Annotated in this window: 25 protein-coding genes and 1 pseudogene; 12 read left to right on the top strand and 14 right to left on the bottom strand. The window is 68.1% G+C overall.

All coding sequences use genetic code 11. From position 1 onward, the window contains the following. Positions 1–6 precede the first annotated feature (6 nt). From FMQ63_RS18985 to FMQ63_RS18970, 4 genes are all read right to left on the bottom strand, one after another. A complete protein-coding gene (locus tag FMQ63_RS18985) occupies positions 7–1,587 on the bottom strand; it encodes a right-handed parallel beta-helix repeat-containing protein (RefSeq protein ID WP_011556178.1) in 1,581 nt (526 codons plus the stop codon). 277 nt (positions 1,588–1,864) lie between these two features. Then, complete coding sequence (locus FMQ63_RS18980; RefSeq protein WP_225909524.1) at positions 1,865–2,659, bottom strand: IS630 family transposase; 795 nt, start codon at positions 2,657–2,659, stop codon at positions 1,865–1,867. Next, positions 2,568–3,752 carry an MFS transporter gene (locus FMQ63_RS18975; RefSeq protein ID WP_011556176.1) on the bottom strand — a complete coding sequence of 395 codons (1,185 nt, stop codon included), beginning with the start codon at positions 3,750–3,752 and terminating at the stop codon, positions 2,568–2,570. The genes FMQ63_RS18980 and FMQ63_RS18975 overlap by 92 nt, the downstream gene beginning before the upstream one ends. A 169-nt stretch (positions 3,753–3,921) precedes the next feature. Next, complete coding sequence (locus FMQ63_RS18970; RefSeq protein ID WP_011556175.1) at positions 3,922–4,218, bottom strand: helix-turn-helix transcriptional regulator; 297 nt, start codon at positions 4,216–4,218, stop codon at positions 3,922–3,924. 465 nt (positions 4,219–4,683) lie between these two features. Between FMQ63_RS18970 and FMQ63_RS38050 the strand changes: the two genes are divergently transcribed. The 5 genes and pseudogenes from FMQ63_RS38050 (at position 4,684) to FMQ63_RS18955 (ending at position 6,959) form a co-directional block, all read left to right on the top strand. Then, positions 4,684–4,971, top strand: coding sequence for a helix-turn-helix domain-containing protein (locus FMQ63_RS38050; protein WP_074960277.1), 288 nt, complete (start codon positions 4,684–4,686; stop codon positions 4,969–4,971). Continuing rightward, positions 4,943–5,278, top strand: a complete 336-nt coding sequence (locus FMQ63_RS38045) for a transposase (protein ID WP_228556451.1) — start codon at positions 4,943–4,945, stop codon at positions 5,276–5,278. The genes FMQ63_RS38050 and FMQ63_RS38045 overlap by 29 nt, the downstream gene beginning before the upstream one ends. Before the next feature lie 209 nt (positions 5,279–5,487). Then, a pseudogene (locus tag FMQ63_RS38750) lies at positions 5,488–5,820 on the top strand (RING finger family 4 domain-containing protein); the annotation flags it as partial. Between the two features lie 184 nt (positions 5,821–6,004). Beyond that, positions 6,005–6,442, top strand: a complete 438-nt coding sequence (locus FMQ63_RS38035; protein ID WP_011556173.1) for a hypothetical protein — start codon at positions 6,005–6,007, stop codon at positions 6,440–6,442. A 271-nt stretch (positions 6,443–6,713) separates the two neighbouring features. Further along, on the top strand, positions 6,714–6,959 hold the full coding sequence (locus FMQ63_RS18955) for a hypothetical protein (RefSeq protein WP_011556172.1): 246 nt from the start codon (positions 6,714–6,716) through the stop codon (positions 6,957–6,959). A gap of 58 nt (positions 6,960–7,017) precedes the next feature. Here FMQ63_RS18955 and FMQ63_RS18950 read toward each other — a convergent pair whose 3' ends face one another. The 5 genes from FMQ63_RS18950 to FMQ63_RS18930 form a co-directional block, all read right to left on the bottom strand. Then, positions 7,018–7,479, bottom strand: coding sequence for a hypothetical protein (locus tag FMQ63_RS18950; RefSeq protein ID WP_225909523.1), 462 nt, complete (start codon positions 7,477–7,479; stop codon positions 7,018–7,020). Positions 7,480–7,489: 10 nt separating this feature from the next. Further along, positions 7,490–7,972, bottom strand: a complete 483-nt coding sequence (locus tag FMQ63_RS18945) for a hypothetical protein (protein ID WP_011556170.1) — start codon at positions 7,970–7,972, stop codon at positions 7,490–7,492. Positions 7,973–7,977: 5 nt separating this feature from the next. Continuing rightward, the gene (locus tag FMQ63_RS18940) at positions 7,978–9,024 is read right to left on the bottom strand and encodes a hypothetical protein (RefSeq protein ID WP_216609135.1); all 1,047 of its coding nucleotides are present in this window, start codon (positions 9,022–9,024) and stop codon (positions 7,978–7,980) included. A 75-nt stretch (positions 9,025–9,099) separates the two neighbouring features. Continuing rightward, positions 9,100–9,651: a response regulator transcription factor gene (locus FMQ63_RS18935; protein ID WP_011556168.1), complete on the bottom strand. Its 552-nt coding sequence runs from the start codon at positions 9,649–9,651 to the stop codon at positions 9,100–9,102. Next, positions 9,638–11,053 (bottom strand): ATP-binding protein, encoded by a 1,416-nt coding sequence (locus tag FMQ63_RS18930; RefSeq protein WP_225909997.1) that lies wholly within the window; start codon positions 11,051–11,053, stop codon positions 9,638–9,640. Before FMQ63_RS18930 ends, FMQ63_RS18935 begins: the two co-directional genes overlap by 14 nt. A 307-nt stretch (positions 11,054–11,360) precedes the next feature. Here FMQ63_RS18930 and FMQ63_RS18925 point away from each other — a divergent pair, with 307 nt between their 5' ends. Then, the gene (locus tag FMQ63_RS18925; protein ID WP_011556166.1) at positions 11,361–12,095 is read left to right on the top strand and encodes an SDR family oxidoreductase; all 735 of its coding nucleotides are present in this window, start codon (positions 11,361–11,363) and stop codon (positions 12,093–12,095) included. A gap of 372 nt (positions 12,096–12,467) precedes the next feature. Here FMQ63_RS18925 and ileS read toward each other — a convergent pair whose 3' ends face one another. After that, entirely contained in the window at positions 12,468–16,211 is a 3,744-nt protein-coding gene (gene ileS / locus FMQ63_RS18920; protein ID WP_011556164.1) for an isoleucine--tRNA ligase, read from the bottom strand. Between the two features lie 54 nt (positions 16,212–16,265). Beyond that, positions 16,266–16,547, bottom strand: a complete 282-nt coding sequence (locus FMQ63_RS18915; protein WP_011556163.1) for a hypothetical protein — start codon at positions 16,545–16,547, stop codon at positions 16,266–16,268. A gap of 149 nt (positions 16,548–16,696) precedes the next feature. Between FMQ63_RS18915 and FMQ63_RS18910 the strand changes: the two genes are divergently transcribed. From FMQ63_RS18910 to FMQ63_RS18895, 4 genes are all read left to right on the top strand, one after another. Then, a complete protein-coding gene (locus tag FMQ63_RS18910) occupies positions 16,697–17,437 on the top strand; it encodes a hypothetical protein (protein ID WP_011556162.1) in 741 nt (246 codons plus the stop codon). Next, positions 17,428–18,030, top strand: a complete 603-nt coding sequence (locus tag FMQ63_RS18905) for a toxin-antitoxin system YwqK family antitoxin (RefSeq protein WP_011556161.1) — start codon at positions 17,428–17,430, stop codon at positions 18,028–18,030. Before FMQ63_RS18910 ends, FMQ63_RS18905 begins: the two co-directional genes overlap by 10 nt. Before the next feature lie 16 nt (positions 18,031–18,046). Continuing rightward, complete coding sequence (locus FMQ63_RS18900; protein WP_011556160.1) at positions 18,047–19,144, top strand: trypsin-like serine protease; 1,098 nt, start codon at positions 18,047–18,049, stop codon at positions 19,142–19,144. An 84-nt stretch (positions 19,145–19,228) separates the two neighbouring features. Continuing rightward, positions 19,229–19,603, top strand: a complete 375-nt coding sequence (locus FMQ63_RS18895; protein WP_011556159.1) for a helix-turn-helix transcriptional regulator — start codon at positions 19,229–19,231, stop codon at positions 19,601–19,603. A 99-nt stretch (positions 19,604–19,702) separates the two neighbouring features. Here the strand turns inward: FMQ63_RS18895 and FMQ63_RS18890 are convergent, their stop codons facing one another. Continuing rightward, on the bottom strand, positions 19,703–21,427 hold the full coding sequence (locus tag FMQ63_RS18890) for a hypothetical protein (RefSeq protein ID WP_225909521.1): 1,725 nt from the start codon (positions 21,425–21,427) through the stop codon (positions 19,703–19,705). Positions 21,428–21,528: 101 nt separating this feature from the next. Beyond that, positions 21,529–21,795: a hypothetical protein gene (locus FMQ63_RS18885; protein WP_011556156.1), complete on the bottom strand. Its 267-nt coding sequence runs from the start codon at positions 21,793–21,795 to the stop codon at positions 21,529–21,531. Positions 21,796–21,843: 48 nt separating this feature from the next. Between FMQ63_RS18885 and FMQ63_RS18880 the strand changes: the two genes are divergently transcribed. Then, positions 21,844–22,668 (top strand): SDR family oxidoreductase, encoded by an 825-nt coding sequence (locus FMQ63_RS18880; protein WP_011556155.1) that lies wholly within the window; start codon positions 21,844–21,846, stop codon positions 22,666–22,668. 130 nt (positions 22,669–22,798) lie between these two features. Beyond that, on the top strand, positions 22,799–24,067 hold the full coding sequence (locus FMQ63_RS18875) for a winged helix DNA-binding domain-containing protein (RefSeq protein WP_225909520.1): 1,269 nt from the start codon (positions 22,799–22,801) through the stop codon (positions 24,065–24,067). Between the two features lie 89 nt (positions 24,068–24,156). Here the strand turns inward: FMQ63_RS18875 and FMQ63_RS18870 are convergent, their stop codons facing one another. Further along, a complete protein-coding gene (locus FMQ63_RS18870) occupies positions 24,157–25,044 on the bottom strand; it encodes an RNA polymerase factor sigma-32 (protein WP_011556153.1) in 888 nt (295 codons plus the stop codon). Between the last annotated feature and the right edge of the window lie 254 nt (positions 25,045–25,298).

Here is a 25,298-nt window from a genome sequence, read left to right as displayed (position 1 = left end):
ATGGCTCTACTGGCCTCGCGCCGGGTTTCGCCTCCGGCGTCCCAGGATGCCGAGAATCGCGAACGCCAGTGGGCCGGCGAAGCTGGCGCCAGCGGCCGCGCAGCCACCCGAACTCTCGGCGTCGTCCGGCTGCGGCGTCGTGCCCGCATCCGTGGGGGTTCCTGTTCCCGCGTCGGGCTCGGTGCCCGTGCCTGCGTCCGGTGTCTCGGTCCCTGGCTCGGAGGCATCCCCATACGCGCCGATGTGGGCCGGGCTCACCTGGGCGCGCGGCTCACCCGCCGTGTGTTTCACGTACTGCCAGGTGACGGGCTCGCTGCTGGTCTCGGCGGGGAGTGCCACCGCCTGACTTCTCAGGGCGGAGGCCGCGGCCAGGCGGAAGTCCTGTCCGGCGAGGCTGATGAACCCGGGGTCGGTTCCGGTGAGATTCCCTCCCGCATCCACCACGGCGCCCGTGAGCGTGCCGAAGGTGCTCACGTAGCCGGGCTTGTACCAGTTGCCCCCATGTCGGAGCGTGCCCGCCTCGTCCGTGAGGGACAGCGTGTTGCCATTGGCCGAGGCCACCAGCACCACGTTGTTCGTCACATGTGCCGTCTGGTTCTGGTGCGACAGCCGCAACAGCGTGGTCCGGTCCGTGCGGCTGGACACCACGGTGTTGTGGAAGAAGTAGAGCGTGCCCCGGTAGTTGGCCGTGTTGCCGGAGTCGCCACCGAAGTGGACGATTTGCCGGTTGCCCGCGCCCTCGGGCTCCAACAGGACGTTGCCGTAGACGAAGGTCCGCGCATACGACGGCGCCGCGCGCAGCGTGCCGCTGGACGAGTCCACCAGGTCGAGCTGCCGGTTACCTCCCTCAATCCAGTTGTACCGGATGAGACTGCCCGCCGAGCGGTCCTTCAGGTTGTTGCCCAGACATCCGCTGCAGAGCGGGCCGAAGCGGTTGAACTGGTAGGTGATGCCCAGCGCTTCGGTGTACGCGTTGTGCTCGAGGATGCTGCCGGTGTTGCCGTTGCCCAGGATGTAGCTGTGCTCGACGGTGACATTCGACGCCTGGTTGGCGACGAACAGGCCGTTGCCGCTGTCCTCGAGCACGCAGCCCCGGATGGTGATGTGTTCGCCCTTCTCGATGAAGATGGCGGCGGCGTTGTCCAGGTAGGTGGACGCGCCGTTGCGGCCGGTGAAGGCGCCGCGTGCCCGGCGCAGGTGGAGGTTCTCCACCACCAGGTGCGCGGGCATTGTGTCCGCGGGCCGGTTGGAGCCACCAATCTTCAGGATGCCGCGCTCCTCGCCCCAATAGTTGAGCTGCGAGCGCGTGGTGGCGTTCTCGCCGACGATGACGGGCAGGTTGCCCTGCGCGTCCTTCACGCCGCGCACGGTGATGGGCGCGGCGGCTGTGCCCCGGCGGCCCAGGACCCACTTCTCCGCGTAGGGCGTGGGCCGTGCGTGGACGAAGACGGTGTCTCCGGGCTCGAGTGACTCCCAAGGCACGTCACCCAGGCGGGTGTACTGCTGGTCAGGGCCCACACGGTACTCCGCGGCCTGGACGGCCAGCGGCTGGAGCAGGACGAGAAGGGCGGCTCGCGAGAGGTTCATGTCTCGCAGTCTGACGGCTCCGTCCGGTCCAGGTCCACGAGGGCTGACGCTCCTCGAGGACACGGGTGAAGTGCACCGGGAAGTTTGTAGGCGGAGCGCTCGCCAGGCTCAGGCAGGGGGGCGCGCTGAGTCGCGAGGGCTGGCCCGCGTAGGGGGGGACAACCGCGTGCTACAACGGTAGCGGCGCCCCGCCGGGCCCTGGTAGGGTTTCCCTCGGGGCGGCCCTGGGTGTGCTTCCTTCTCACTCTAAGCGACCGCTTGTAATTCTCGAACGATCTCATGCTGCGCGTCGAGCGGGACCGGCGCGCAGCAGCGGACTCGCAGTCTGCTGAGCGTTGCGAGCTTCCAGATAGGCATCCACCTCGGCAATGAGCGCCGACATCTTCTTGCACCGGTGGTTGCGGGTGACGTTGGCATGCACGTCCCACCAGACCCGCTCGATGCGGTTGCCCTCGGGGCAGTACGGCGGCAGGAAGTGCAGCACCATCCGTTCGCCCATCTCGGCCAGCGCCTTCTTTGTCTTCTTGCTGGAGTGCGTGGCCGCGTTGTCCAGGATGAAGTGCAGGCGTCTGGCCATGGGGTTGGCCTCGCTCACCGCGCGCACCAACTCGATGAAGAGAGCACTCGTTTTCCGCTCCCCCTTCACCCACGTCAGCTCGCCCGTACGTGAGTTGAGCGCTCCGGCCACGTAGCGCTTCTGGTTGTTGCCCGGAGTGACGACCTCTCGCCGCTCTCCAGGCAGCATCCAATCGGGCCCCACCTTGGGGTTGAGATGCACGTCCATCTCGTCCTCGTAGCAGACGGGCTCCTCGGGCCGGGCGTAGACCGCCCGGCACTTCAGTTGCCACAGCCGCTGCTGCCGCTGACGCTCGGGCCAGGGGCAGCGCACCACAGGGCGGGGCCGCTTCCGCCGCGCGCCCACCGAGGCCAGCGCTCGTCCCATGGTCGCAGGCGAGACCGTCGCACGATAGACGCCGGAGTCAGGCTTTTCTTCCTGGCAAACCGAGTTTGTGCCCTGACCTTGCTTTTTCCGAAGCCACCGTCGCCAACAGTACCAGCGACACCAGGACACTGGCCGCGCCGACGCTTGGGAGCTGATCCAGCGAACCGATTTGGATCACCACGCCGCCCGCAATCGCTCCCGCGGCCATGCCGAACTGGATCATCGAGGTATAGCAACTGAAGATGATGCTGGTGGATTCCGGAGCTAGGCTGATCAGGCGAAATTGCAGGGCGGGGCCGGAAGACCAGGCGGATAGGGACCACGTGATCAACAACGCGTACATGATCCAGGCGGACTGTCCGAAGAGGAAGAACAACCCCAGCGTTGCGCAGTGGACGGCAAACCCGGCAAGCAGCGTGGGTGCGTAGCCGGACTTGTCGGTGAACCAACCGCCCAGCCTGGAACCGATGATGCTTGCGATGCCACAGATCAACAGCATGATGCTGATGGTGCCGTCAGCCATGCGGGCGACGTTGGCAAGGTACGGCGATATGTAGGAATAGATAATGGAAAAGGCGCTGATCCAGAAAAACGTCATGACATAGACGATGGATATCTGGCCATTCTTCAGCAGCTTGAGTTGATGCTTCAGCGGCACGGCGGCCTCGCCCCGGGTGCTGGGAATGGCACGAACGACCAGGACCAGCGACGCGAGCGTCAGTACGCCCAGACCGGCGAAGATGTACCGCCAGTCCATGATGCCGGAAATTACGCGCCCCAGCGGGACGCCAACGACCAAGGCCGCGCTGAAACCGATGACGACCATCGCAATGGCGCCGGCCTTCTTTCCGGGTGCGGCGAGCGTGGCGGCCAGGGTCAACGCGATGACTTCCACGACGCCCGCGCTCAGTCCAGAGGCGGCGCGCGACGCGTTCAACCAGCCATAATCGCTTAGTGCCAAGGTAACCAGATTGGCGGCGGCGAAGACGAGCATGAAGAAGATCAGCAACTTCTTGCGGTCGACGCTGGACGTGAGGGTGATAACGAGTGGCGTGCCGACGGCGAAGGCAATCGAGAACACGGTGATCATCTGGCCGATGACCGGCACGGGCAAATTCAGGTCTTGCGCGATCTGATCAAGAATGCCGGCAATGATGTATTCGGCGGTTCCGATCAAAAAGCTGATAAATGACAGCAGATAAATTCTGGTGGAGTTTTTCATATTTAACGTGGTTGGCGGGAAGTGATGGTCGGCCGATGAGGGCGGGAGATTTGGTTTGATAATTAGCTAAATGACTAATCGTTGATGTGCAGTCATCCCCTGCAAGGGGATTCAGGTCCTTATGCGGTCTGGTTCAGTGGGAGAAATCAGCAGGCGCGCAATCGCTTGCTCAAAGCTTGCGGATCTCTTCGGCGAATTCGTCCATCGCGGCGGGCACTCGCTTGAAGTAAGTGAATTTTCCGATCCGCAAAGAAGTCAGGAATCCCGCCTGGGTCAGCACTTTCAAATGCGCGGATGCGGTGGGCGCCGAAATGCCCAACTTCTCTGAAATGTACAGACCGCACACGCCCGCGCTTTCGTCGAATTGCCCTGGGCCAAAGTGCAGGCTTGGGGCCTCCAGCAGTTCGAGGATCTGCAGCCGATTGGGGTTCGCGAGTGCCGCCGCTTTGGCAAGGATTGGCTTCATGGGATGAGGATTAGTAAATCGACGAATCGTAGTCAAGTGTAGACGGATAGGAGCCCTGTTGAGGGCGTCGGGCTGGTGAAGAGGGGCCAAGAAGGGCCGCAGGAGGGTGACACGCGGGCTGTGCGCCGGGCCGGAGCAGAGGCTGTGCCGCCCCTCGGGGCACATGCGGGCCCAAGCGTCCCATCCAGGCGTCAGGCTGCAGGGGCGTGGGCTTCCAGGCCACTGTGGGTGCTTGGGCTTAAACCACCGCTCGTGATTCTCGATCGAGGTTGGTGAGCGGGCAGGCGCGCGGGGCGACAGGAAGAGGCAGGGGCACATCCCGCTCGGCTCTGTGTGCGCAGAAGACCAGGAATCAGAAAGGTCCCGCCCAGGGACAAAGGTAGGCCCCGTCTTTCGCGGCTGCAGCGTCGCTCCCTCATCCGTTGGGGTGAAAGGAGCGGCTGCCCGCTCACCCTGCGGCGGTGCATGGCGGTGGTGGGAGTGTCGCGCGGCGAATCGCGCAGGCAGGTAGCGCGTGCTCTGGCGTGCGCCACCTCCACAGTTGTCTCTGCGGTCAATCGCTACCTGAGGGGACGGCGTAAAGCCCTGGTGGACCGCAGAGCGGCCAATGGCGAGGCGAAGGTGGATGAGCGCTTCCTCGCCATTCTCTCGCGCGTGCTGGCGGGTACTCCCGAAGAGGTGGGTTGGTGCCACCCGACGTGGACACGGGAGTTGCTCACTCTTCATCCAACTGCTTTGGCGCATCGCCGGTGAGTACCCTGGCGCCCCACGAATCCACCTCATCCTGGACAACGCCTCCATCCACAGCAGCCAGAATACGACAAAGGCGCTCGAGCAACTCGGCGGCCGGATTGTCCTCCACTTCCTGCCGCCTTACTGCCCGGACGCCAATCGCATTGAGCGCGTCTGGCTGGACCTCCACGCCAACGTCACTCGCAACCATCGCTGCCGCACCCTCCAGAAGCTCATGCGGCGCGTCCATGCCTACCTGCACGCTCGCAACGCCCAGCGGCGTGCCAGTCCTATCCTCCGCAAGGTCCATCTGCGGCGCGCCGCCTGAGCGCGTGCGAGATTCATGATCGGGCGTTTAGAGGTAGCGGATCCGCTCTCCGCCCCGTTTTTTCCTCTCGTCTGGAGTCACCATGGGCTCCCCTTCGCTCGACGTGATGGGCGATACAGCCGCGCTGCTGCTCCGGACCACGGGGCTTGTCTTCCTCCCCTCGGGATTTGCGCCCAGCGGTGACTCGCAGGCGCGGGAGCAAGGCATGGATGCCCTGGAGGCAGACCTCGCGGGGGGGGGGCTACACGCTGGACGGCGCGCTCCGGGAGGCGCTGCTCGCGCTGCCCACCGAGATCATGGCGGCTTCCGGCCGCTTCATCTACGACAACTGTGCGGCGCTCCGGGGAGCCAACCGGCCCTTCGTTCCATTGTTCCGGAACTTCCCCGAGAGCGTGCCGCACGACACCCGGCAGTTGTACGTGCAGCGGATGCTGGGCTGGTTGTTCCAGTCGCCGGAACAGCCGTGCATCCACTGCGGCGCGCAGGGCACGGTGCGTGCGCTGTCGCCGTGCGCCCACCTGGTCTGCGAGCGGTGTTACGACGGAAGCGACTACAGCGCGTGTCCCATCTGTCACCGTCGCTTGTCTCCGTCCGAGCCGTTCCTCAAGCCCACGGCGCTCGAGGCCGCCGAGCGCGTGTATGCACTGGCCGTCAACCGGCTGACGCGGCTGTCCTTGGGGACCGACGCCGCTCGTCATCGACCTCGTCGAGAAGCAGCTCCGTTGGGTGGATGTGAAGGTTCCTCCCGAGGATGGCTTCCAGAGTGTGCACAGCTCGCGAGGCGAGCTCGCGAACCTTGGAAAGGACACCCTGGCCTATTTCGGAACCGGCGCCCGCCCCACGCCCTGGGAGCTGGCCTGCCTTCACGTCGCCGCGCGCAGTCGCACGGTGCAGGTCCGGCGCCGGGATGGCACGGTGTCCGTCCTGAAGCGGGGCTCGGACGAGGACACCGCCGCCTTCCTGCGTAGGCTGCGTGGCCTTGAAGTGGATGCCACCAGCCACGCCTTCGCGCCTGGCTCGGCGCCCACGTTCTTCGCGGGGATGACGGACCACCCCTCGCTCCCGGCCGGCAGCGAGGGCTATGCGCTGCGCTTCCTCCACACCTCCGCGGAATCCGTTTCATGGCTGGCCGCGGGCGATTTGGTGGCCGCGCTGAAGGCATAGCGCGGTCCAGGTTCGCCTGGATGCTGCGCACCTGCCGCAAGCGCTATGCGTTCCGCGCGGCGCCGGCTACTTCACGATGCGCGAGAGCCCGGTGCTGACCCGGCTGAAGCCGTCGCCCGGCAGGAGCCGCCGGGGCGGTGGAGGTGGGGCCCTGACGCGTCGTGTGCGGGGGGCCTCCCTCTGGGATGTTGCTCCGAGCGCACTTTAGCAGGAGGGGCGGAAAGTGCGATAGTCGGGACGGCAACCAACGCCTTCACGAGGAGCGACTGACGTGCCTTTGTACTACGTGCAGAACTTCACTTACGACGGTCCTGGCAGCTCGAAGATGTATGGCGCCATGGGGGCCCACAATCACAGCCAGGCCAATCAGTTCACCACGGACTGTCTTGCCTACCTGGCGGCCATTGGGTGCACGAACGTGACGGCGACGGGCAGCTTCGCGAGCAACCAGGCCGAGCCGCTTCATGGCAAGGAGATGCGCTGGGACGTGCTCCTAAGCAAGTGGGTGAAAGCTTAGCGGTGCTCGCGGGCGTGCCTCTCCTCGCGGGCCGAGGCACGCCGCCGCGTCCGGAGACTCAGGGCGCATCCATCGCGTGCGTCAGGCGCCTGCCGTCCTTGGGCGCGGCGAACCGGGCCTCATCGCGCGAGAAGCGGTACTTCTTCATGGCCGAGAAGTCCCCCTTCATCCGAGGGAATTCGAGGTCCATGACGACCCGTCCTTCCTTCACGAAGACGAGCAGACATTCCGATTCGTAGATGTCTCGCGCGCCGGACCAGTCGTTGCCGAGCGATTGGCGGACTTCCTCCGCGACCACGTAGGGCGTGAAGACGTGGAGGGTGTCCCAGTCGAAGTCCGTCACCTCCGACAGGTGGAAGGCATCTCCTACCTCCGTGGCGGAGCGGATGCGCTGCTCCAGCTTCGTGGCGAGCGCCGCGCGCTCCTTGCCCCTTCCACAGCCGCTCATCGCCACGCCGCAAGCGAGCCAAAGCGTCACCGCAATCACTGACGTGCCTGCCCAGTTTCTGTGTCCGCGCATGCGCGGCACTCTAACGGTTTGTCTGGCTAGAAGTCCCGGAGCAGGGCCGTCCGTGGGGCAAGCCGGGCCAGGGAATGGCCAGTGCGACGAACAGCATGGCCAGCAGGAGCCCCACCGCCCAGGTGCGGTGCTTGGATTGGGCGGGCGCCTCCCGCCGCGTCATCGCGGAGGTGGCGTGCGCGGCCGTGAGGGCCAGGAGCATCAGCAGTGGGTGCTCCAGGCTGAAGAAGCGCAGGTGGCTGATGGACATGCCCATCCGCAGCGCGTCCAGGCTCCGGGGCGTGACGGGGCTGAGCGCGAAGTAGAGCGTCATCCCCAGCAGCATCTGGATATCGAAGGCGGAGACGAAGAAGACCTGGAGCCGCCGGTCGTCGGGCGTCCAGTCACGGGCTCGCGCCCAGCCCATCAGCGCCCTCACGAGCGCGAGCACTCCCAGCACCACCACCGCCCAGCGCAGCCAGGAGTGGAGGAGCAACACCCCTGAGTAGAGCATGGCGCCTACCCCCCCTTCTTCACGGGCATCGCTTCAATCCAGCGCTGGATGAGCGCCCGACCCTGTTCATCCACCACGAGGGTGCCCAGGGGTGGCATTTGCATGAAGTCCCCGCGCTGGCCCATCCGGTAGAGCAGCGAGCTGTGCTGGACGTCACCCGGCGCGACGCGCTGCGAGCTCTTCCCGAACATGCCCGACGTCTGGATGAGCGCCTTCACATTCACGGACGTGCGCCAGGTGTCCGTCTCCTGCACGGAGCCGAGCTCGCCCGCTTCCAGGCGCAGGTGCAGGCCGGAGCTGTTGCCCAGCGCCATGCGGTTGGCGCTGTGGCACGACACGCCGCAGTTCATGTGCAGGTAGCCCAGGGCGGCCTGCTCCACCGGCGTGCCAGGAATGCGGGGCACCTGCGCGGGCGGGTGGCTCAGGTGTCCCTCCTCCACCAGCTTCGCCAGCGTGAGGCCTCGCGCGCCGTCGTGGGCCAACGCGACGGCCTCGAAGCCGAGCACCTCGTCGCCGCGACCTCGGTGGCAGGACTGGCAGTCCTGCTGGCTGGGGATTTCGTAGCCCTCCGTGCCGGGCACGTCCTTCTCACCGCTGGTCAACTCGAGCGCCGTCTTCCCGTCGTCGCTCCAGCGGTAGGTGGTCCGCAGCCAGCTCCCGTCCGGGCGCTTCCAGAGGAAGCGCGTCTCGATGGGCCGCCCCTTCCAACTGAACTCCTTCCAGAGCTTCGTGCCCACGGGGAAGCGCCACTCGTCGCTCTTGGACGTGTCCACCTTCGTGCCGGGCGGCAGGTAGATGAAGCGCGTCTTGTCCAGGCCGTCGCTCCAGAGCTGGAGGCCGGGCTCGTAGGGGCGCACCTCGGGGGGAATCGCCCGGGTCGCCCACCCGGTGCCGCCCTCGCCGTAGAGGCCCGTGCAGGCCAGGTGCTGGAGCGTCTGGCACTGGATGCTGCCGTTGGCTTCCTTCCGGACCTCCTCGGTGGGCGTCTTGGTACAGCCTCCGGCGGACACGACGATGGTGAGCAGCAGCGCACTCGCGCGTGGCGGGGACATCGGACCTCCTGACACCTTCCACCCTACCGGCTTGGGCGCCGCGTTTCGTGCGTCTTGCTGACGCACCCCGGGGGCTCACTTGGGAACGGGGTACTTGGACAGCTTGCGTTGCAGGCTCCGCCGCTGGATGCGCAGCAACCGGGCGGCCTGGGAGATGTTGCCCCCACAGTCGGCGAGCACGCGCTGGATGTGCTCCCACTCCGCGCGCGCCAGGGAGGGCACCTCGTGGGTGAGCGCGGCCTCCTGCCCGGAGGGGAGGGTGGCGCCGGCGAAGGCCAGCAGGATGTCGTCCACGTCCGCGGGCTTGGCCAGGTAGTGTGTGGCGCCTCGCCGGACGGCCTCCACCGCCGTGGCGATGCTGCCGTAGCCCGTCAGCACCACGACGGTGGTGTTCGCGTCCAGGGCCTTCAGCTCGCGCACCAACTCCAGGCCGGAGCCGTCGGGCAGGCGCAGGTCGACGACGGCGTAACCCGGACGCAACGCCCGCGCGGCCTCGAGCGCCGCGTGCGCGCTGGCCGCGCCGTGAGCCTGGAAGCCGTGCCGCACGAAGGCGCGCACCAGCCGCTCTCGGAATCGCTCGTCGTCGTCGGTGACGAGCACCGTGGCGGGGGCTTCACCTGGTGGCATCGGACGACTCCTTCCTCAAGGGCAGCTCCAGCGTCACGCGCGTTCCCTGTCCCTCCTCGGAGCTGAGCTCCAGGCGGCCTCCACACAGCTCGGCGTACGTCTGGGTGAGGAACAGGCCCAGCCCCATGCCCTGGCCCGCGGGCTTGGTGGTGAAGAAGGGCTCGCCCAGCCGGGGCAGCAGCGCGCGCGGGATGCCGGTGCCCCGGTCCTCCACGATGAAGCGCAGGCGGTCCTCCTCGCGGTGCGCGGACACCACGACGTTCGCTCCGGTGGCCTCGCTGGCATGCAGCCCGTTGCGCACCAGGTTCGTCAGGACCTGCACCAGTCCTCGCACGGGGCACCAGAAGGGCACGTCCGGGCCGGGCTCGAGTTGGAGGCGCGCCTGGTCGGCGGTGCCCAGTTGTTCCCGGAGGCGGGCGAGCACGTCGCTCGGCGTCGTCCGTTCGGGGACCTCGCCCATCGTCTGTCCGGCGCGGGCGCTCATGCGCTCCAGGATGTCCCGGCAGCGCTCCACCTCGTCCCGGATGAGGCGGGCATCCTCCAGCGCTTCCTGGGGCGCCTCCAGGATGAGCGCGTCCAGTTCGTTGGCCGCGATGGCGATGGTGCCCAGCGGCGTGCCCAGCTCGTGTGCCGCGCCGGCCGCCAGCGTGGACAGCGACGCCAGCTTCTCCGCGCGCGCCGCCAGCCGCTGCGTGCGCGCCAGCGCGGCATGCCGGTCTCTCAGCGCGGCGGCCACGCGGGCGACGACGAAGCCGATGATGAGCGCCGTCAGCGTGAAGGCGACCCACATGCCCACGACGTGGAGCGAGTCCAGGCCGTGGCTGCCCGGCGGGTTCACCGTGTCGGGCAGTGGGACATGGCAGGCGAAGAGGCTGGTCGAGCCCAGCACCGACAGCATCGCGATGAGCGCCGTCCAACGGGGGCCCAGCACGATGGCCGCCAGCGTCACGTGGACGAGATACAGCATGGCGAACGGGTTGGCCGGGCCACCGGACAGCGCGAGCAGCCCCGTCAGCAGCGCGGTGTCGAACGCGAGCACGGCGCCCAGCAGGCCGGGACGGACCTCGGGCTCGCGGCGGAGCCAGAGCGCGAGGAGCAGGTTGGACACCGCCGTCGTGGCCACCAGGGCCAGCAGGGGCATCACGGGCAACTCCAGCTCCAGCACCCGGACGGCAACGCCCACCGTCAGCGCTTGTCCGGCGACGGCGTGCCAGCGCAGGCGGACCAGCCACCCGAGCGCGATGTCGCTGGAGGACAATCGCGCCGCCATGTCCCCGGTGGAGCGTCGGAAGGCGGAGCGCGGGGGCGAGGACAGGACGTCAGGCGACGGCGCCTCGGTGTGAGTCGGCGCGGTGGACACCCGCACGTCATATCCCGGCGATGGCAGTGAAGTGTGCGTCAAGTTGACGCATTGGCCTGCCGGGCCGGTGCCTGGCCTCCGCAGCCGGGAGACGTCTCGCGAGGGCGGCGCGCCAGACAGCCGGCTGTACTCCCGGCTGAACTGCGAGGGGCCCTCATCGCCCACCGAGTGCCCCGGCCAGCTCGGCCGGATATTGGGGGGAGGAGCGTATGCGGCCCGTACCTCCGGGCCAGGGGATTCATCCGTTCGTGCAGGATTGGGCAAGAACCCGGCAGCATCGGCATATCGCTTCAGCGGCGCCAGCGCACAGATTGCGGTCATCCACTCCGCAGTCACGAGGCGCATCCATATGTCTGGAATTGAAGGGAAGGTCATTGCCATCACCGGAGCGAGCAGCGGAATCGGGGAGGCGACGGCTCGCCTGCTCGCGAAGCGTGGGGCGCACGTTGTCTTGGGCGCGCGCCGGACGGACCGGCTCGAAACCCTGGTGTCCGCCATCCGCGCGGAGGGCGGCTCCGCGCGCTACCGGAAGCTGGACGTCACGAAGCGGGACGACGTCGAGTCCTTCATGGGCTTCGTCCGCGCCGAGCACGGCCGCATCGACGTCATCATCAACAACGCGGGCGTGATGCCGCTGTCGAAGTTGGAGGCGCTCAAGGTCGAGGAGTGGGACCGGATGATTGACGTCAACATCCGCGGCGTCCTGCACGGCATCGCCGCGGGGCTGCCCATCATGCAGGCGCAGCGCTCCGGCCAGTTCATCAACCTCTCCTCCATTGGTGGCCACCAGGTGGTGCCCACGGCCGCCGTGTACTGCGCGACCAAGTACGCCGTCATCGCCATCTCCGAGGGCCTGCGGCAGGAGGTTGGCGGCGACATCAGGGTCACCGTCATTTCACCGGGCGTGACGACCTCCGAGCTCGCCGACTCCATCTCCGATCCGGTCGCGCGCGAGGGCATGCGCGAATACCGGCGGGTGGCGATTCCGCCGGAGGCCATTGCGCGGAGCATCGCCTTCGCCATCGAGCAACCCGACGACGTGGACGTGAACGAAATCATCGTCCGTCCCACCGCTCAGTCCTGACGGAGGGTGACACCGCAGGGCGGGGCTTCGCGCGGCTCCGTCCAGGAAGAAGCGAGTCTGGGCGTCGTGGCGGACAGGGGTCTGGGTCTTGATTGACAGCCTGTCTTACGTTTTAGTAATCGAGCAAAAGCAGTAAATGTCGAAATATTCGAAGCCGGGGAATGACGTCATGAAGCTGGCAACGGGAAAGCTGTTCTGCGCCATCGCTTCCAACGGGTCCCAGGCGTTGCTGTACCGGAACGACACGACCTTCACCTTGAGCTGAGTGAAGGCTGGCACGGCCCTTTTTCACGTGGGAAGGGCAGCGCCGGGGTGCCGTGACTTGCGGGCTGCCTCATCGCGGGGATGAGGCAGCCCGTGTTTTTTCGCGGCTCAGGCCCGTTCCACGCGGATGCGCGCGGGCAGGCCGTTGATGCTGGCTTCTTCTTCCTTGCCGGTGAGGCCCTCGGGGCCCACGAGGATGCTGGAGGCCAGCGTCTCCCGAGCGATCAACTCCCGTGCTTCGTCCGTCACGCGCTTCACGCGCGCGTCGCCGTCCACCCAGAGCTGGATGCGGTCGGTGTAGCCCAGCTCCATGTCCTTGCGCGCGCCCTGCACGCGGGCGAGCAGCTCGCGCACCAGGCCCTCATCCACCAGGGACTCGGTCAGCTCGGTGTGGAGCACCACCACGCCCACGCCCATGCCGGCGGCGGCGTAGCCGGGGTTGGCCTCCACCAGCGTCTCCAGCTCCTCGGCGGTGAAGACCAGGTCCTCGCCGGCCACCGTCATGGCCACGCGGCCCGTCTGGAGCAACTCGCGGTGCAGCGCGGCGCCGTCACCCGTGTCGAAGGCCTTGCGCACCGGGGCCAGCTTGGGGCCCAGCCGTCCGCCCACCGCGCGCAGGTTGGGCCGGACGCGGAAGCGCACCACGTCCGCCTCCGGGCTGCCCGGCTCCACGAAGCGCACCTCGTGGACGTTCAGTTCGTCCGCGATGAGGTCGCGATACACCGCCACGCGGTCCGTCAGCTCCTTGCGCGCCAGGATGACGTCCGCACGCGACAGCGGCTGGCGCACCTTGAGGCGGTTGTCCGTGCGCACCTTGAGGCCCAGGGAGACCAGGTCCCTCACCGCGCCCATCTCCGCCGCGAGCCCCTCGTCGATGAGGGACGCATCCACGGTGGGGAAGCGCGCCAGGTGGACGCTCTCCGGCTGCGTGGTGGGCCAGGGCTTGCGCACCAGGTTGCCCCACATCTCATCGGCGAAGAAGGGGATGAAGGGCGCGGACAGCGAGGCAATGGTGGTGAGCGCCTCGTAGAGCGTGAAGTACGCGTCCTGCTTGTCCTGTTCGAAGCCCGGCGCCCAGAAGCGCGACCGGCTGCGGCGCAGGTACCAGTTGGACAGCGCGTCCACCAGCGCCACCATCCGCTGGGCCGCGTCGTAGACCTGGTAGGTGTCCAGCGCGCTGGTGACGTCGCGCAGGGTGAGGTGGACCTCGGACAGAATCCAGCGGTCCAGCACCGGCCGCGCCTTCACCTCACGCCAGCCCTGGCTGCGGCGGATGGCTTCCCACGGCGAGTCGGTCGCGTCCGTGTTGCCGGCCGCCGGGTTGAAACCGTCGATGTTCGCGTAGATGGTGAAGAACGAGTAGACGTTGCGCAGCTTGACCTGGAAGTCCTTCTGCAACAGTCGCACGTTGCTCAGCGAGTGCCGCGTGTTCGACCAGGTGGGGCTCGCCGCGTAGAAGAACCAGCGGAACGCGTCCGCGCCCGGCGCCTTGGCGGCGGGGTCCTTCAGCACCACGCGCTCGGAAGGCGCCAACCGGGGCACCTCCACCGGCATGACACTGGCGCCACGCGCGGAGGGCGCCACGTCCAGCGTCTGCAGGTCAGCGGGCGCCAGCAGCAGCACGCGGCGCTTGAGCTTCTTGTGCGCCTTCACCGTCGCGGTGATGACCACGTCCGGACGGTCTGGCCGGAAGAGCTGCACCTTGGCGCCCTCCTGGATGTCCAGGCCCTCCAGGTCCTCGCGAGCGATGAGCGCCACGCCCGGCTCACCCGGAACGCCGGCCTCCGTGGCAGTGAGGACCGCGAAGTCCATGCGCACTTCGTCCAGGATGATTTCCGGCGGCGTGTAGTTGCCCTTGGACTTGGACTCCTTGCGCCCCTCCTTGTCGGAGACGTGGCCCAGCACGATGCAGCTCTTGTACGGCTGCGGCCAGCCGCGCTGGGGTGACAGGCCCATGCGAGCCTGCGTCTCCTCGTCGAAGAGGAGCGTGCTCACCATCAGCAGCGAGTAGAACCAGCCACGCGTCTGGTCGATGGCCTCGGAGATGAAGTCCGCGGGGAAGGCGCGGTTGAAGATCTCCCGCGAGCCCGGCGCGTGCGGGAAGCCCCACTGCGCGAAGGGCATGCAACCGGAGTCGAACCACACGTCGACGACCTCGGGCACGCGCTGGAAGCGCCCCGGCATGCCGGGCTTCTCGAACGTCACCTTGTCGATCCACGGCTTGTGGACGATGAGGTGTCTGGCGTTGGCCTCGTGGGGCTTGCCCGCGAGGAAGGCATTCAGCTCCGCCTCCACCGCGGCCACGTTGTTGCCCGGCTTCTCGCGCAGCGCCTGGAGCGAGGGGATGGCCTCCACCTCGCCCGTCTCCGAGTGCACCCAGAGCGGCAGCGGCGTGCCCCAGTAGCGCTCGCGCGACAGGGCCCAGTCCACGTTGTTGGCCAGGAAGTCGCCGAAGCGGCCTTCCTTGATGTGCTCGGGCACCCAGTTGACGGCGCGGTTGTTGGCAATCGCCTCGTCCTTCACGGACGTGGTGCGGATGTACCAGGCGGGCCGGGCGAACTGGATGAGCGGGTCGTCGTCCGCGCGCCAGCAGAAGGGGTACTCGTGCTTGTACTGCTCCGTGAAGAGGACCAGCCCGCGCTCCTTCAGGTGGCGCTGGATGTCCTTGTCCGCCTCCTTCACGAAGCGCCCCGCGACGAGCGGCACGTCGTCGGAGAAGGTGCCGTCCGGCTTCACCGCGCAGAACAGCTCCAGCGCTTCCGGCTGGGCGAAGCGGGCCTTGTCCTTGCGGAAGGCCTCGTAGTCGTCCTCGCCAAAAGCCGGGGCGATGTGGACGATGCCCGTGCCGCTGTCGAGCGTCACGAAGTCCGCGCCCAGCACGCGCCAGGCCTGCGCGTCCTCACCGCCGTCCTTCAGCGGCAGCCGCGTGTCGCCCGCGCGCTGGTGGTAGAGGTCGAAGGGCGGCTGGTAGCGCTGGCCCACCAGGTCGCTGCCCTTCTGCGTGGCGAGCACCGGCAGGTCCTGCTTGAGCTTCTTCGCCAGCGCCTCGCGCAGCGCCGCGGCGACGATGAGCTTGCGCTCGCCCGCGTCCACGGTGACGTAGTCCACGCCCGGGTTGACGGCCGCGTACATGTTGGACGGCAGCGTCCAGGGCGTGGTCGTCCACACCACCAGCGCGGTGTCCGGCGTGTCGCGCAGCGGGAAGGCGACGTAGACGCTCGGGTCGTCCACCGTCTTGTAGCCCAGGCCCACCTCCGCGGCGCTCAGCGCGGTGCCGCCCTGCGGCCACCACCACACCACCTTGTGGCCCTGGTACAGCAGGCCCTTGCGGTGCAGCTCCGCCAGCGCCCACCACACGCTCTCCACGAACGGACGGTGGTAGGTGACGTAGGCCTGATTCAGGTCCACCCAGAAGCCGATGCGCTCGGTGAGCCGCTCCCACTCGGAGGTGTAGCGGAAGACGGATTCGATGCAGCGCTCGGTGAAGGGCTCCACGCCGTAGCGCTCAATCTCCGCCTTGCCGTGGATGCGCAGTTCCTTCTCGACCTCCACCTCCACGGGCAGGCCGTGGGTGTCCCAGCCGGCCTTGCGGGGGACGTAGTGGCCCGTCATCGTCTTGTAGCGGGGGAACAGGTCCTTGATGACGCGCGTGAGGACGTGGCCGTTGTGCGGCAGGCCGTTGGCGGTCGGCGGGCCCTCGTAGAAGACGAAGCTGGGGGCATCCTCACGCGTTTCGAGCGAGCGCTCGAAGATGCGGCGGTCCTTCCAGAAGGCCTGGATGCGGCGCTCGTCGGAAGGAAAGTCCATCTCCGCGGGCACCGCATCGAACAGGGAAGGGGGCGTTTCAGGCATGGTGCGGTGCTTGATAGCACCGCCCGCGCCGGGGATGGATGCCCGTCCTGTGAATCAGTACAGCGGACAGATGAGCGGCCCGTTGCGGCCACAGACGTCGCGGTTGATGTAGTAGCCCCAGTCCGGGCTGTAGTAGGCGTACATCGTCGGTCCGCTGCGGCAGGACACGTACTGGGACGAGACCAGGCAGTGGATGTCCGGGTCATACTCCGGGTAGAGCGCCTGGGACGCGGACTCCGTCGTGGCAGGCTCCGCCGTGGCTTCGTCCATGGCTCCACCACAGCCAGCCATCAGCAGGGCGGCAATGCACATCAGGGTTGCGCGATTCTGGGGCATGGGACTCTCCTGAGACCGGCGTCCATCGCCGGGGTGTCGAGCCTAAGCCGGGATGGTATTGATTTCAGGGTAAGCCCGTTGACGCCCATGTGTGTATGTTTCTAGATTCTCGGGCATTGAGAATTTCACGCCCTGGAATCGAGAGAGACATGAAAAGGCTGCTGCTCTGTGCCCTGTCGCTGGCGGTCGTGGTGGGCTGTTCCGGCGCGCCGCCTGAACAGTCCATCGCGCAGGAGGGCTTCAAGGTCCTTCAGCACGACGCGACGACGCTGGAGGCCACGTACGGCTCCGGGGGGGCTGTGGTGCGGATGCTCGCGGTGGAGACGCAGGCCAACGTCGTCGAGGTGACGTACGACTTTGGCGACCCCGTCATCGGGTTCCACATCGACTTCAATCAGGGCGTAGGCCAGTTCATGCCGTCGGGCAGCCCGTTGGACGCGGCCCATTCGCACCTGCTCGCGTCGCTGATGGAGGGGCTTGCCCGCGAGCTCCCCGAAGAGGGCCGCACCCGCGTCGAGGACGCCGCCGAGCGCCAGACGAGCTTCATGCAAATCGTCCCCGTGGGCGAGGTCCTCACGGCGTACGAGTACGTGTCCGAGCGCGGCTGGACGCACATCTCCTGCTCCTGCGGCCGGCAGTACATCGGCTCTGGCTACTACCGCACGGCGGGCATGGGCTGCGGCTGCACCGGCGGCTCGGGCAACGGCTGCAAGGGCCGTTGCGGGCAGGGCTGCGGCGTCACCAGCCTGCCGCGTTGCGTGGGCACCACGGCCTACACGCAGGACTGCGCCAAGCACGACTACGGCCTGGGCAGCTTCGCGGCGGCGTCGGATGATTACTCGTTCGCGCGCAACAACTGCAGCTGCAGCGGCGTGGGTTCGTGCAGTTGAAGAAGCGCGTGCTGACAGGTGCGGTGCGGGTGCTCGTCGCGGGGATGGCCCTGGGCTGCAACCGGGCTTCCGGGCCTTGTCCTGATGGCGCGCAGCTTCAGGGCCGCGCGCCGCCCGACGGAGTCCTCCAGTGGTGTGCCCGGCCCGACGGGAAGAAGCACGGCCGTTGGGCGGAGTGGCACGCCACCGGGGCGCTGAAGACGGAAGGCACCTACGTCGACGGGAAGATGGAGGGCCGCTGGGTCAGCTACTTCGAGGACGGCGTGAAGCAGTTCGAAGGTGACTATCGTGGCGGGCTCAAGCAGGGCCTGTGGACCCTCTACTACGAGGAGGGCCAGAAGAACCGCGAGGAGCTCCATTCACCCGGCTCCGGCCCGGTGAAGTGGACCGCCTGGCGCTCGGACGGCTCGAAGTGGGCGGAAGGGACGCTGGCGGGGCATCGCTCGCAGGGCGCTTATTCGGAGTGGCACCCCCATGGCGCGCTGGCCGTGCAGGGCCAGTACGAGAAGGGGGAGAAGACGGGTGAGTGGAAGTACTGGGATGTCGCGGGCGTCGCCACGGATGTTCCGCAGGGCGACTTCGACAGCGAGTGACGTCACGTCCGCCGCCGTGGGACTCCTGCTGGCGGCGGGAGCGTGCGGTCCTTCTGTCGTTCCCGTCTCCCCGGAGACGCTCACCCCGGCGCGGCGGGCCGTGGTGGGCGGAGCGCCCGAGCCGGGCTTCCCCACGGTGGCCGCCATCGTTCCCGTCCCGCCCTTCTGTGGGGAGCCTGACGAGGCGGCTCGCGTGCTCTGCACGGGCACGCTGGTGGCGCCTCGGGTGGTGCTGACGGCGGCGCACTGCGTGGAGAACGCGGATGCTCCACGGGTGTTCTCGGTGGTGTTCGCCGCGGAGACAGCCCGTGCCTCCGCCGCGCAGCGCATCCGCGTGGTGGAGGGCCGGCTCCATCCCGCGTGGCGCCCGGGCGTGAGTGACCTGGGCGTGTTGATTCTCGCCAGCGATGCGCCGGTCGCTCCGCTGGCCTGGGCGGCGCGGGCGTTTCCCGCTGACGGCGTGGGGCGGCTGGCGCGGGTGGTGGGCTTTGGCGCGGACGGGGAGGGCGGCTCGGGCCTGCGCCGTGGCGGCCTGTCCCGAATCACGTCGGTTGAAGCGGACGCGTTCTCCATCGAAGCGGCGCCAGCGATGTCGTGCGGCGGGGACAGCGGTGGCCCGGTGTTCATCGAACAGGACGGCGTCGAGCGCCTGGTCGGTGTGACTTCGTTTGGTGACCTCTCCTGCACCACGGGGACGAACAGCCGCGTCGACGTGCACGCGGACTTCATCCAGGTCGCCATCGAGGACGCCTCGCGAGGCGCGCCCGTCCGGACGCTGGTGGACCCGGATGTGGACGCCTGCGCGCAGTGGTGCCGTGCGCATGCGGACTGCCCCGTGGGCATGGCGTGTGTCGCGCGGGCGGACGGCACCCGGAGTTGCGCGGTGGCGGGGCTCGAGGCGGGCCACTTCGGGCCTGCCTGCACCGGCGCGCAGGGTGAGCATCCCTGTGTGAAGGCGGGCTCGGCGTGCCGGCTGTGGCTGCCCTGCTCCGAGCCGCGGGATGCAACAGCGCCGGGCGGGTGCGCGGCGGCAGGGGGCGGAAACCCCGGCCTGATTCCGCTGGTGCTTCTGGCCTGGTCCTGGGGACGCGGCCGTCGCGCGAAGGGCGGGTAGTCCGCGAGCGCCTTCTGCTGCCCGCCTGCCCACCCCTCTGGCATGTTGTTTAACTGGGTAGTTTAATTTAGGGCGGAGGTCGTTATGGTCACCCCCATGGTTCAGCAACGTTCCGAGCAGCTCGACGCGGTCTTCCACGCGCTTTCCGACCCGACGCGGCGGGAGATGCTGCGCAGCCTGTCCTCGGGACCGAGGAGCATTGGCGAACTGGCGGCGCCGTTCAGCATGTCCTTCGCGGGCGCTTCCAAGCACGTCAAGACGCTGGAGCGTGCGGGGTTGGTGAACAGGTCGGTGGAGGGGCGCACGCATCGGTGCAGTCTCGCGCCGGCGCCGCTGGCCGGAGCGGCCGACTGGCTGCGTTTCTACGAGCGCTTCTGGAATGACCGGCTGGATGCCCTGGAGCGGGAGCTCCGCAAGCCCGAGCGCGGCAGCGCCAGGAAGGGCGCGCGACATGAGTGAGGGCCGGATGCGTCCGGCCGTCCTGTCGCATGCGACGTCCACCCGCGAGGAGGTGGACGTCATTCTCCAGCGCATGGGCTTGGGGCCCTGGCGCCCCGCTTAGCGGTGGGGCCAGAAGCGTGCCGCGAAGGGCGCCGTGGTGGACGAGCCTTCGTCGGCGCGGAGGCCCGCCACGCACATCGAGCCATCGGTGTCGAGCGCGGCGGCGAGGGCAACCTCGGCGCCCGGCAGGTTGGTGCGGTGCGTCCGCAAGGCGGTCTTCCCATCGGCGGACAGGTGGATGAGGCCGATGCCATCCGTGGCGCCATTGATGGTGCTGGCCACCGCCAGGACCAGCTCGCCGCCATGCAGGATGCCCGTGCCCACCAGCCGCTCCTGCTGGACTCCTGGCGCGGACCAGTGGGTGACGCTATCGCCATCCCAGCCGAAGCTCGTATCAGGGCTGCCGCTTGCGTGGACCCGTGTCACCGCGCCGCTGTTGGGGGAATCGGTGCCCGCATTCCACCGCCCGCTGCCGCCCACCAGCAACTTGCCCCCGTCCAGCAGGTGCAGGGTCCGGGGGGTGAGGCGAGGCCAATCCGACGCGCTTCGGTACGTGAAGCTCGAGTCGGGCGTGCCGTTGACGTTGTAGCGCCGCAAGGCCATGCGATTGCGGCTGGCATTCGTGGTTCCCGCCACCACGATGCGGTCGTCGGCCAGGGTGACAACGGCCAGGCCGTCCTCGTCTGCGCCCAGGTCATCCCAGGCCAGTCCATCCGAGCTGAAGGTCGTATCGGCGGCGCCCGTGGGCGTCAGGCGCATGATGACGAAGTCCAGGTCATCGTGCTGCACAGTGCCGGCACCGACGATGCGCCCCCTCGAATCCACCGTGACGGCATGCAGCGTGGCGTTGCCCGCGGAAATCTGGAAGGTACGCACCCCCGTGTCGCCAAAGGTGGTGTCCAGGTCGCCCGCCGAGGTGTACCGGGCGAAGAGCAGGCTCTGGTACTGCCTCCCCGAGCAGCTCCCAGGACCCGCGATGGCGCCCCCCGCGACGAGGATTCGCCCGTCGGACAGCACGGTGACGGCGTCCACGTAGTCATCGCCGCCACAGACGTCCAGGGTGACGGTGCCCTGGGTGCCAAAGGCAGGGTCCAACGTCCCGTTCGGGAGCAGACGTGCCACCAGGACGTCGCGCAGGCCGGTGGAGCCCGTGGCGCCCGCCAGGATCCACTTGCCGTCCGGCTGCGCCGCCAGGGCGTGGATGCGCACCTCCGGGTGGCCGAAGGCGGGCATCGCCACGCCATTGCCGCCGAACGAGGTGTCCAGCGCCGCCGGGCCGGGCCGGATGACGAGGTTCAGGGGATGCTCGACGCGAGCCCCTCCGCCGCTCGCGACCAGCGTTACGGGCACACTGCCGTAGCGGGCGAACTCCTGGGCGGCGAGCGAGAGCGTGGCTTCGGACTCCGTGGCGGCGATGACGTCGGTGGTCACGTGCACATGCTCGGGAAGCCCCTCGATGGAGAGGTGCACGGCATCGGTGAACGTGGGCTCGCGGGTGATGGTGACGTTCAGCCCCGCGCTTGCCTCCGGGATGAACCGGAGTGTCACTTCGGACGCGGTTTGGAGCGTGAAGCCCGGAGGCGGCTCTCCCGCGTCGGGGTCCTCCGTCCCGGCATCCGTGCCCGCGTCGTTCGTCGATGCCCCCGCGTCCGGCCGCTGGGGGCCCGCATCGGGTCTGGGGGAGGGCGACGGCTCCGAACCACCACAGCCCCAGGTGACGGGGGCCAGGCACAGGAGCATCAACGCCAGGAGCGACTTCACGCGCGGCGATGGGAAGCCCATGACATTGGAGGAGCCTCGACGGCGGGAATGCGCACTGTCCGTGGAAATCATATGAGCCGGCCTCTTAAGCGAGGACTCGGCGACTCGTAAAGACAGACGCCTCAGTGTTCGCCGTGTTCTCGCGACGCGTCATCCGTCCCGGGTTGCGTGCCCCGGAGCTGCCTGAGGAGGTGGCGCGGCCAGAAGAACAGCGCCATTCCAGCCATGACGAGGAAGAGGATGACGAAGGGCAGCACGAGCACGCCGCCGACGAAGCCGGCCGCCATGCCGCCCAGTCCCCACAACAGGCCATGGGGAAATCCCAGGACGGCGCCGGTGAGGGTGCCCACCACCGCGCCCGCCAGGACACAGGGTTCAATGAGGTTCACTATGAGCTCCCACGTTGATGCTCGTCACGAGCCTGGGCGGGAACACGCATGAGCAAGTCGCGACGCAAGGTGGTCCTCATCACTGGCGCATCCTCTGGCATCGGTCAGGCCTGCGCGGAGCTCCTGGGGGCACATGGCCACGCCGTCCATGGTACCAGCCGCCATCCCCGCGCGGATGGTGCCCACCACCGGATGGCCGTGTTGGACGTCACGGATGAGGATTCCGTTCAGCGCGCGGTGGCGTCGGTGCTCGCGGCCGAGGGCCGGCTCGACGTGGTGGTGAACTGCGCGGGCTTCGTGATGGCCGGCGCCGTGGAGGACGTGTCCGTCGAAGAAGCCCAGCGGCAGATGGACACCAACTTCTTCGGCGCGCTGCGCGTCTGCCGGGCGGTGCTTCCCACGATGCGCGCGCAGCGGTCGGGCCTCATCGTCAACATCAGCTCCATGGGCGGCGCCGCAGGGCTTCCCTTCCAGGGGCTCTATAGCGCCAGCAAGTTCGCCCTGGAGGGGATGACGGAGAGCCTCCGGCAGGAAGTCGCGGCCTTCGGCATCGAGGCCACGCTGCTGCAGCCCGGGGATGTCCTCACGCGCGTGCGTGAGTACCGGCAGCGCGCCCGGCAGTCCGGTCCCGGGTCCGCCTACCAGGAGGCCTTCGAGCGCGTCATGAACCTGGTGGAGTCAGGAGAAGGCGCGGGCGTTCCTCCCGAGCACGTCGCCCGGAAGCTCCTGGCCCTGGTGGAGCGGCAGCGCGTGGACGTGCGCTACTCCGTGGGTCGCCTGTCGCAGCGCATCGGCCTGGTGTCGAAGCGCCTGCTGCCCGGGCGCACCTTCGAGCACCTCGTGATGGCGCTCCACGGCATGTCGCGGCGCTGAGCTGGGCCCAACGGGTTGCACATTCCTGACATAGGACTGTCAGGGGCGGGTCCCAGGATGGCGTCCACGAAGCCCCTTGGGTTCTCCCGACCCAGGGGCGTTCGCATCCCACGCCCAGGTGCCACCCGACATGATTCCCTTCTTGATGATGTTGCCGATGCTCGTCCCCGCGGGTGTCAAACGTGGACGCTCCAGCAAGGCACGGAGGGAAGGGGGGCTGAGTCCAGTGCCTTCACCCACGGAGGAATCAGGAAGCGCGCCGCCTGTCCGCGCCTCCTCGCGGCGGCGGCTGCCGGCCCAGGTCCTGGGGCAGCGGGCCCTCAACCGGGCCCTGCTCCAGCGTCAGTGGCTGTTGCAGCGTTCCCGGGCGGGCGTGATGGAGGCGCTTGAGCACCTGGTGGGGCTTCAAGCCCAGGCCACCCATCCTCCCTACGGCGCATTGTGGACGCGGCTGAACGGCTTCCAGCAAGAGGCGCTGACCCGGCTCATGACCGAGCGCCAGGTGGTGCGCGCCGGGATGATGCGCGGGACGTTGCACCTGGTGACCGCGCGTGACTGCCTCGCGCTGCGTCCCGTGCTGCAACCCGCGCTGGACAGGGGGCTGAAGCACTCCTCCCATGGCAAGCAGTTGGCGGGCGTGGAGGTCCAGGCGCTGGTGGCGGAGGGACGGGCGCTGCTGGAGGCACGTCCCAGTCCCCGGGGCGAGCTGGGCCAGCGGCTCCAGGAGAGGTGGCCCGGCCATGATGCGAGCGCCCTGAGCCTGGGCTTCTCGAGCCTGGAGCCGCTCGTGACGGTGCCACCCTGTGGAACGTGGGGCCATGGCGAGCGGATGGTGTACGCCACCGCCGAGTCCTGGCTCGGCCAGCGCTTCGAGCCCGCCGCGCCGCCAGACGCGCTGGTGATGCGCTACCTCGCCGCGTTTGGCCCCGCGAGCGCCAAGGACCTGCAGGCCTGGTCGGGCCTGCCACGCATGGGCGCTGTCCTGGAGCGGTTGAGGCCTGAGCTGCGCGCCTTCCGTGACGAGCACGGCGTCGAGCTGTTCGACATCCCGAATGCCCGGAGGCCCGACCCGGACACGCCCGCGCCCGTCCGCTTCCTGTCCGAATTCGACAGCGTGCTGCTGGCCCACGCGGACCGCACGCGCATCATCTCCGATGCCGCCCGCAAGCGCGTCTTCACCATCAACGGCATCGTGCGCGCCACCATCCTCGTCGATGGCTTCGTTCGAGGTACCTGGCGCATTGAACGTGCGCGCGGCACCGCGACCTTGTGCATCACGCCCTTCGCGCGGCTGTCGCGTGAGGACCGCGCCGCGCTGAGCGACGAGGGCGGGCGGCTGCTCGCCTTCGCCGCCTCGGATGGCCAGCACGCCGACATTCGCTTCGAGCGGGTGGGGTGAGCCCGTTCCATGTCGAGCCGGTGCGGGGAGGCGGCGCTCCAGCCGGGCCGGACTGGAGCGCCGTCGTCTTCCCCAGGAAGGTGTGAGGCTCAGGCGTTGAGGGTGCTCTCGTCGACGCCGGCCTCGGCCATCAGCGTGACCAGCGCGAGCTTGAGCTTGTCCTTCGCCCGAATCTCCAACTGACGGGCGCGCTCGCGGGAGAATCCGAAGTGCTCGCCCAGCTCGCTGAGCGTCATCTCCGCGTCACCCATGACGCGCTGCTCGATGATGAAGCGCTCGCGCGGGTCCAGGCGGCGCAGGGCGCGCTGCACGAGCTCGCGGGTGAGGTTGGCCTGTTGCCGGTCGGCGACCTCGTCCACCGCGGAGACGGACTCGGACTCCACGAAGTCCAGGTGCGTGGCGTCGCCGTCCTCGCCCATGGGCGCGTCCAGGGACAAATCACGGCCACCCATGCGCTGCTCCATCTCGCGCACCTCGGAGGCCTTCACGTTCAGCTTGCGCGCAATCTCCTCGGCGTTGACGACGTTCGCGTCGCCGGCGCCCATCTTCTCCAACTCGCGGCGCGTGCGGGCCAGGCTGAAGAAGAGGCGGCGCTGCGCCTGCGTGGTGCCCAGCTTCACCAGGCTCCAGTTCTTCAGGATGCAGTTCTGGATGTACGCGCGAATCCACCAGACAGCGTAGGAGATGAGGCGGATGCCCTTGTCTGGATCGAACTTCTGCACGGCCTTCATCAGGCCGATGTTCGCCTCCTGGATGAGGTCCGACATCTTCAGGCCGTAGGAGCGGTACTCGTAGGCCACCTTCACCACGAAGCGGAGGTTCGCCGTCACCAACTGGTGGCCCGCGGCCAGGTCTCCCGCGCGGAAGCGCTTCGACAGCTCCTGCTCCTGCGGCTGGGTGAGCAGCGGGTACTGGTTGATCTCCGACAGGTAGGTGGAGAGCGAATCAGGGGAGGAGAAGGAGTTGGAAGCCTGCATGGTGTCTCTCGGGGAAAAAGAGATCTGGTTGGGGGAGCGAGATGACGCTACGGGGGGTTGCCCTTTGCGACCCACGTGCCAAGGGGTGGCACCATCGTTTCCAAGTGAATCCAGGGGTTTGCATCCGAGCCGGCCCATGCATATGGGCGGTAATCGGTCGTTTTTACAGCCAGCCCCACGGAAGTCTCTTCCGAACGTCGACTGGCCAACGGCGCCGTTGGCGCCGGGGGGCAGGCAGGGGGCTGTCTCTTATA

The organism is Myxococcus sp. CA005 (assembly GCF_006518205.1).
GTDB lineage: Bacteria > Myxococcota > Myxococcia > Myxococcales > Myxococcaceae > Myxococcus > Myxococcus xanthus.
Note: the sequence above shows the minus strand (reverse complement) of the source record. Positions and strands in the feature narration are given on the sequence as shown.

What these genes read in the sequence shown, in the direction of transcription:
- FMQ63_RS18985 (WP_011556178.1), bottom strand. Translation starts at nt 1,587, where the DNA reads ATGAACCTCTCGCGAGCCGCCCTTCTCGTCCTGCTCCAGCCGCTGGCC.
- FMQ63_RS18975 (WP_011556176.1), bottom strand. Translation starts at nt 3,752, where the DNA reads ATGAAAAACTCCACCAGAATTTATCTGCTGTCATTTATCAGCTTTTTG.
- FMQ63_RS18970 (WP_011556175.1), bottom strand. Translation starts at nt 4,218, where the DNA reads ATGAAGCCAATCCTTGCCAAAGCGGCGGCACTCGCGAACCCCAATCGG.
- FMQ63_RS38050 (WP_074960277.1), top strand. Translation starts at nt 4,684, where the DNA reads ATGGCGGTGGTGGGAGTGTCGCGCGGCGAATCGCGCAGGCAGGTAGCG.
- FMQ63_RS18950 (WP_225909523.1), bottom strand. Translation starts at nt 7,479, where the DNA reads ATGCGCGGACACAGAAACTGGGCAGGCACGTCAGTGATTGCGGTGACG.
- FMQ63_RS18945 (WP_011556170.1), bottom strand. Translation starts at nt 7,972, where the DNA reads ATGCTCTACTCAGGGGTGTTGCTCCTCCACTCCTGGCTGCGCTGGGCG.
- FMQ63_RS18940 (WP_216609135.1), bottom strand. Translation starts at nt 9,024, where the DNA reads ATGTCCCCGCCACGCGCGAGTGCGCTGCTGCTCACCATCGTCGTGTCC.
- FMQ63_RS18935 (WP_011556168.1), bottom strand. Translation starts at nt 9,651, where the DNA reads ATGCCACCAGGTGAAGCCCCCGCCACGGTGCTCGTCACCGACGACGAC.
- FMQ63_RS18925 (WP_011556166.1), top strand. Translation starts at nt 11,361, where the DNA reads ATGTCTGGAATTGAAGGGAAGGTCATTGCCATCACCGGAGCGAGCAGC.
- ileS (WP_011556164.1), bottom strand. Translation starts at nt 16,211, where the DNA reads ATGCCTGAAACGCCCCCTTCCCTGTTCGATGCGGTGCCCGCGGAGATG.
- FMQ63_RS18915 (WP_011556163.1), bottom strand. Translation starts at nt 16,547, where the DNA reads ATGCCCCAGAATCGCGCAACCCTGATGTGCATTGCCGCCCTGCTGATG.
- FMQ63_RS18910 (WP_011556162.1), top strand. Translation starts at nt 16,697, where the DNA reads ATGAAAAGGCTGCTGCTCTGTGCCCTGTCGCTGGCGGTCGTGGTGGGC.
- FMQ63_RS18895 (WP_011556159.1), top strand. Translation starts at nt 19,229, where the DNA reads ATGGTCACCCCCATGGTTCAGCAACGTTCCGAGCAGCTCGACGCGGTC.
- FMQ63_RS18890 (WP_225909521.1), bottom strand. Translation starts at nt 21,427, where the DNA reads ATGGGCTTCCCATCGCCGCGCGTGAAGTCGCTCCTGGCGTTGATGCTC.
- FMQ63_RS18880 (WP_011556155.1), top strand. Translation starts at nt 21,844, where the DNA reads ATGAGCAAGTCGCGACGCAAGGTGGTCCTCATCACTGGCGCATCCTCT.
- FMQ63_RS18875 (WP_225909520.1), top strand. Translation starts at nt 22,799, where the DNA reads ATGATTCCCTTCTTGATGATGTTGCCGATGCTCGTCCCCGCGGGTGTC.
- FMQ63_RS18870 (WP_011556153.1), bottom strand. Translation starts at nt 25,044, where the DNA reads ATGCAGGCTTCCAACTCCTTCTCCTCCCCTGATTCGCTCTCCACCTAC.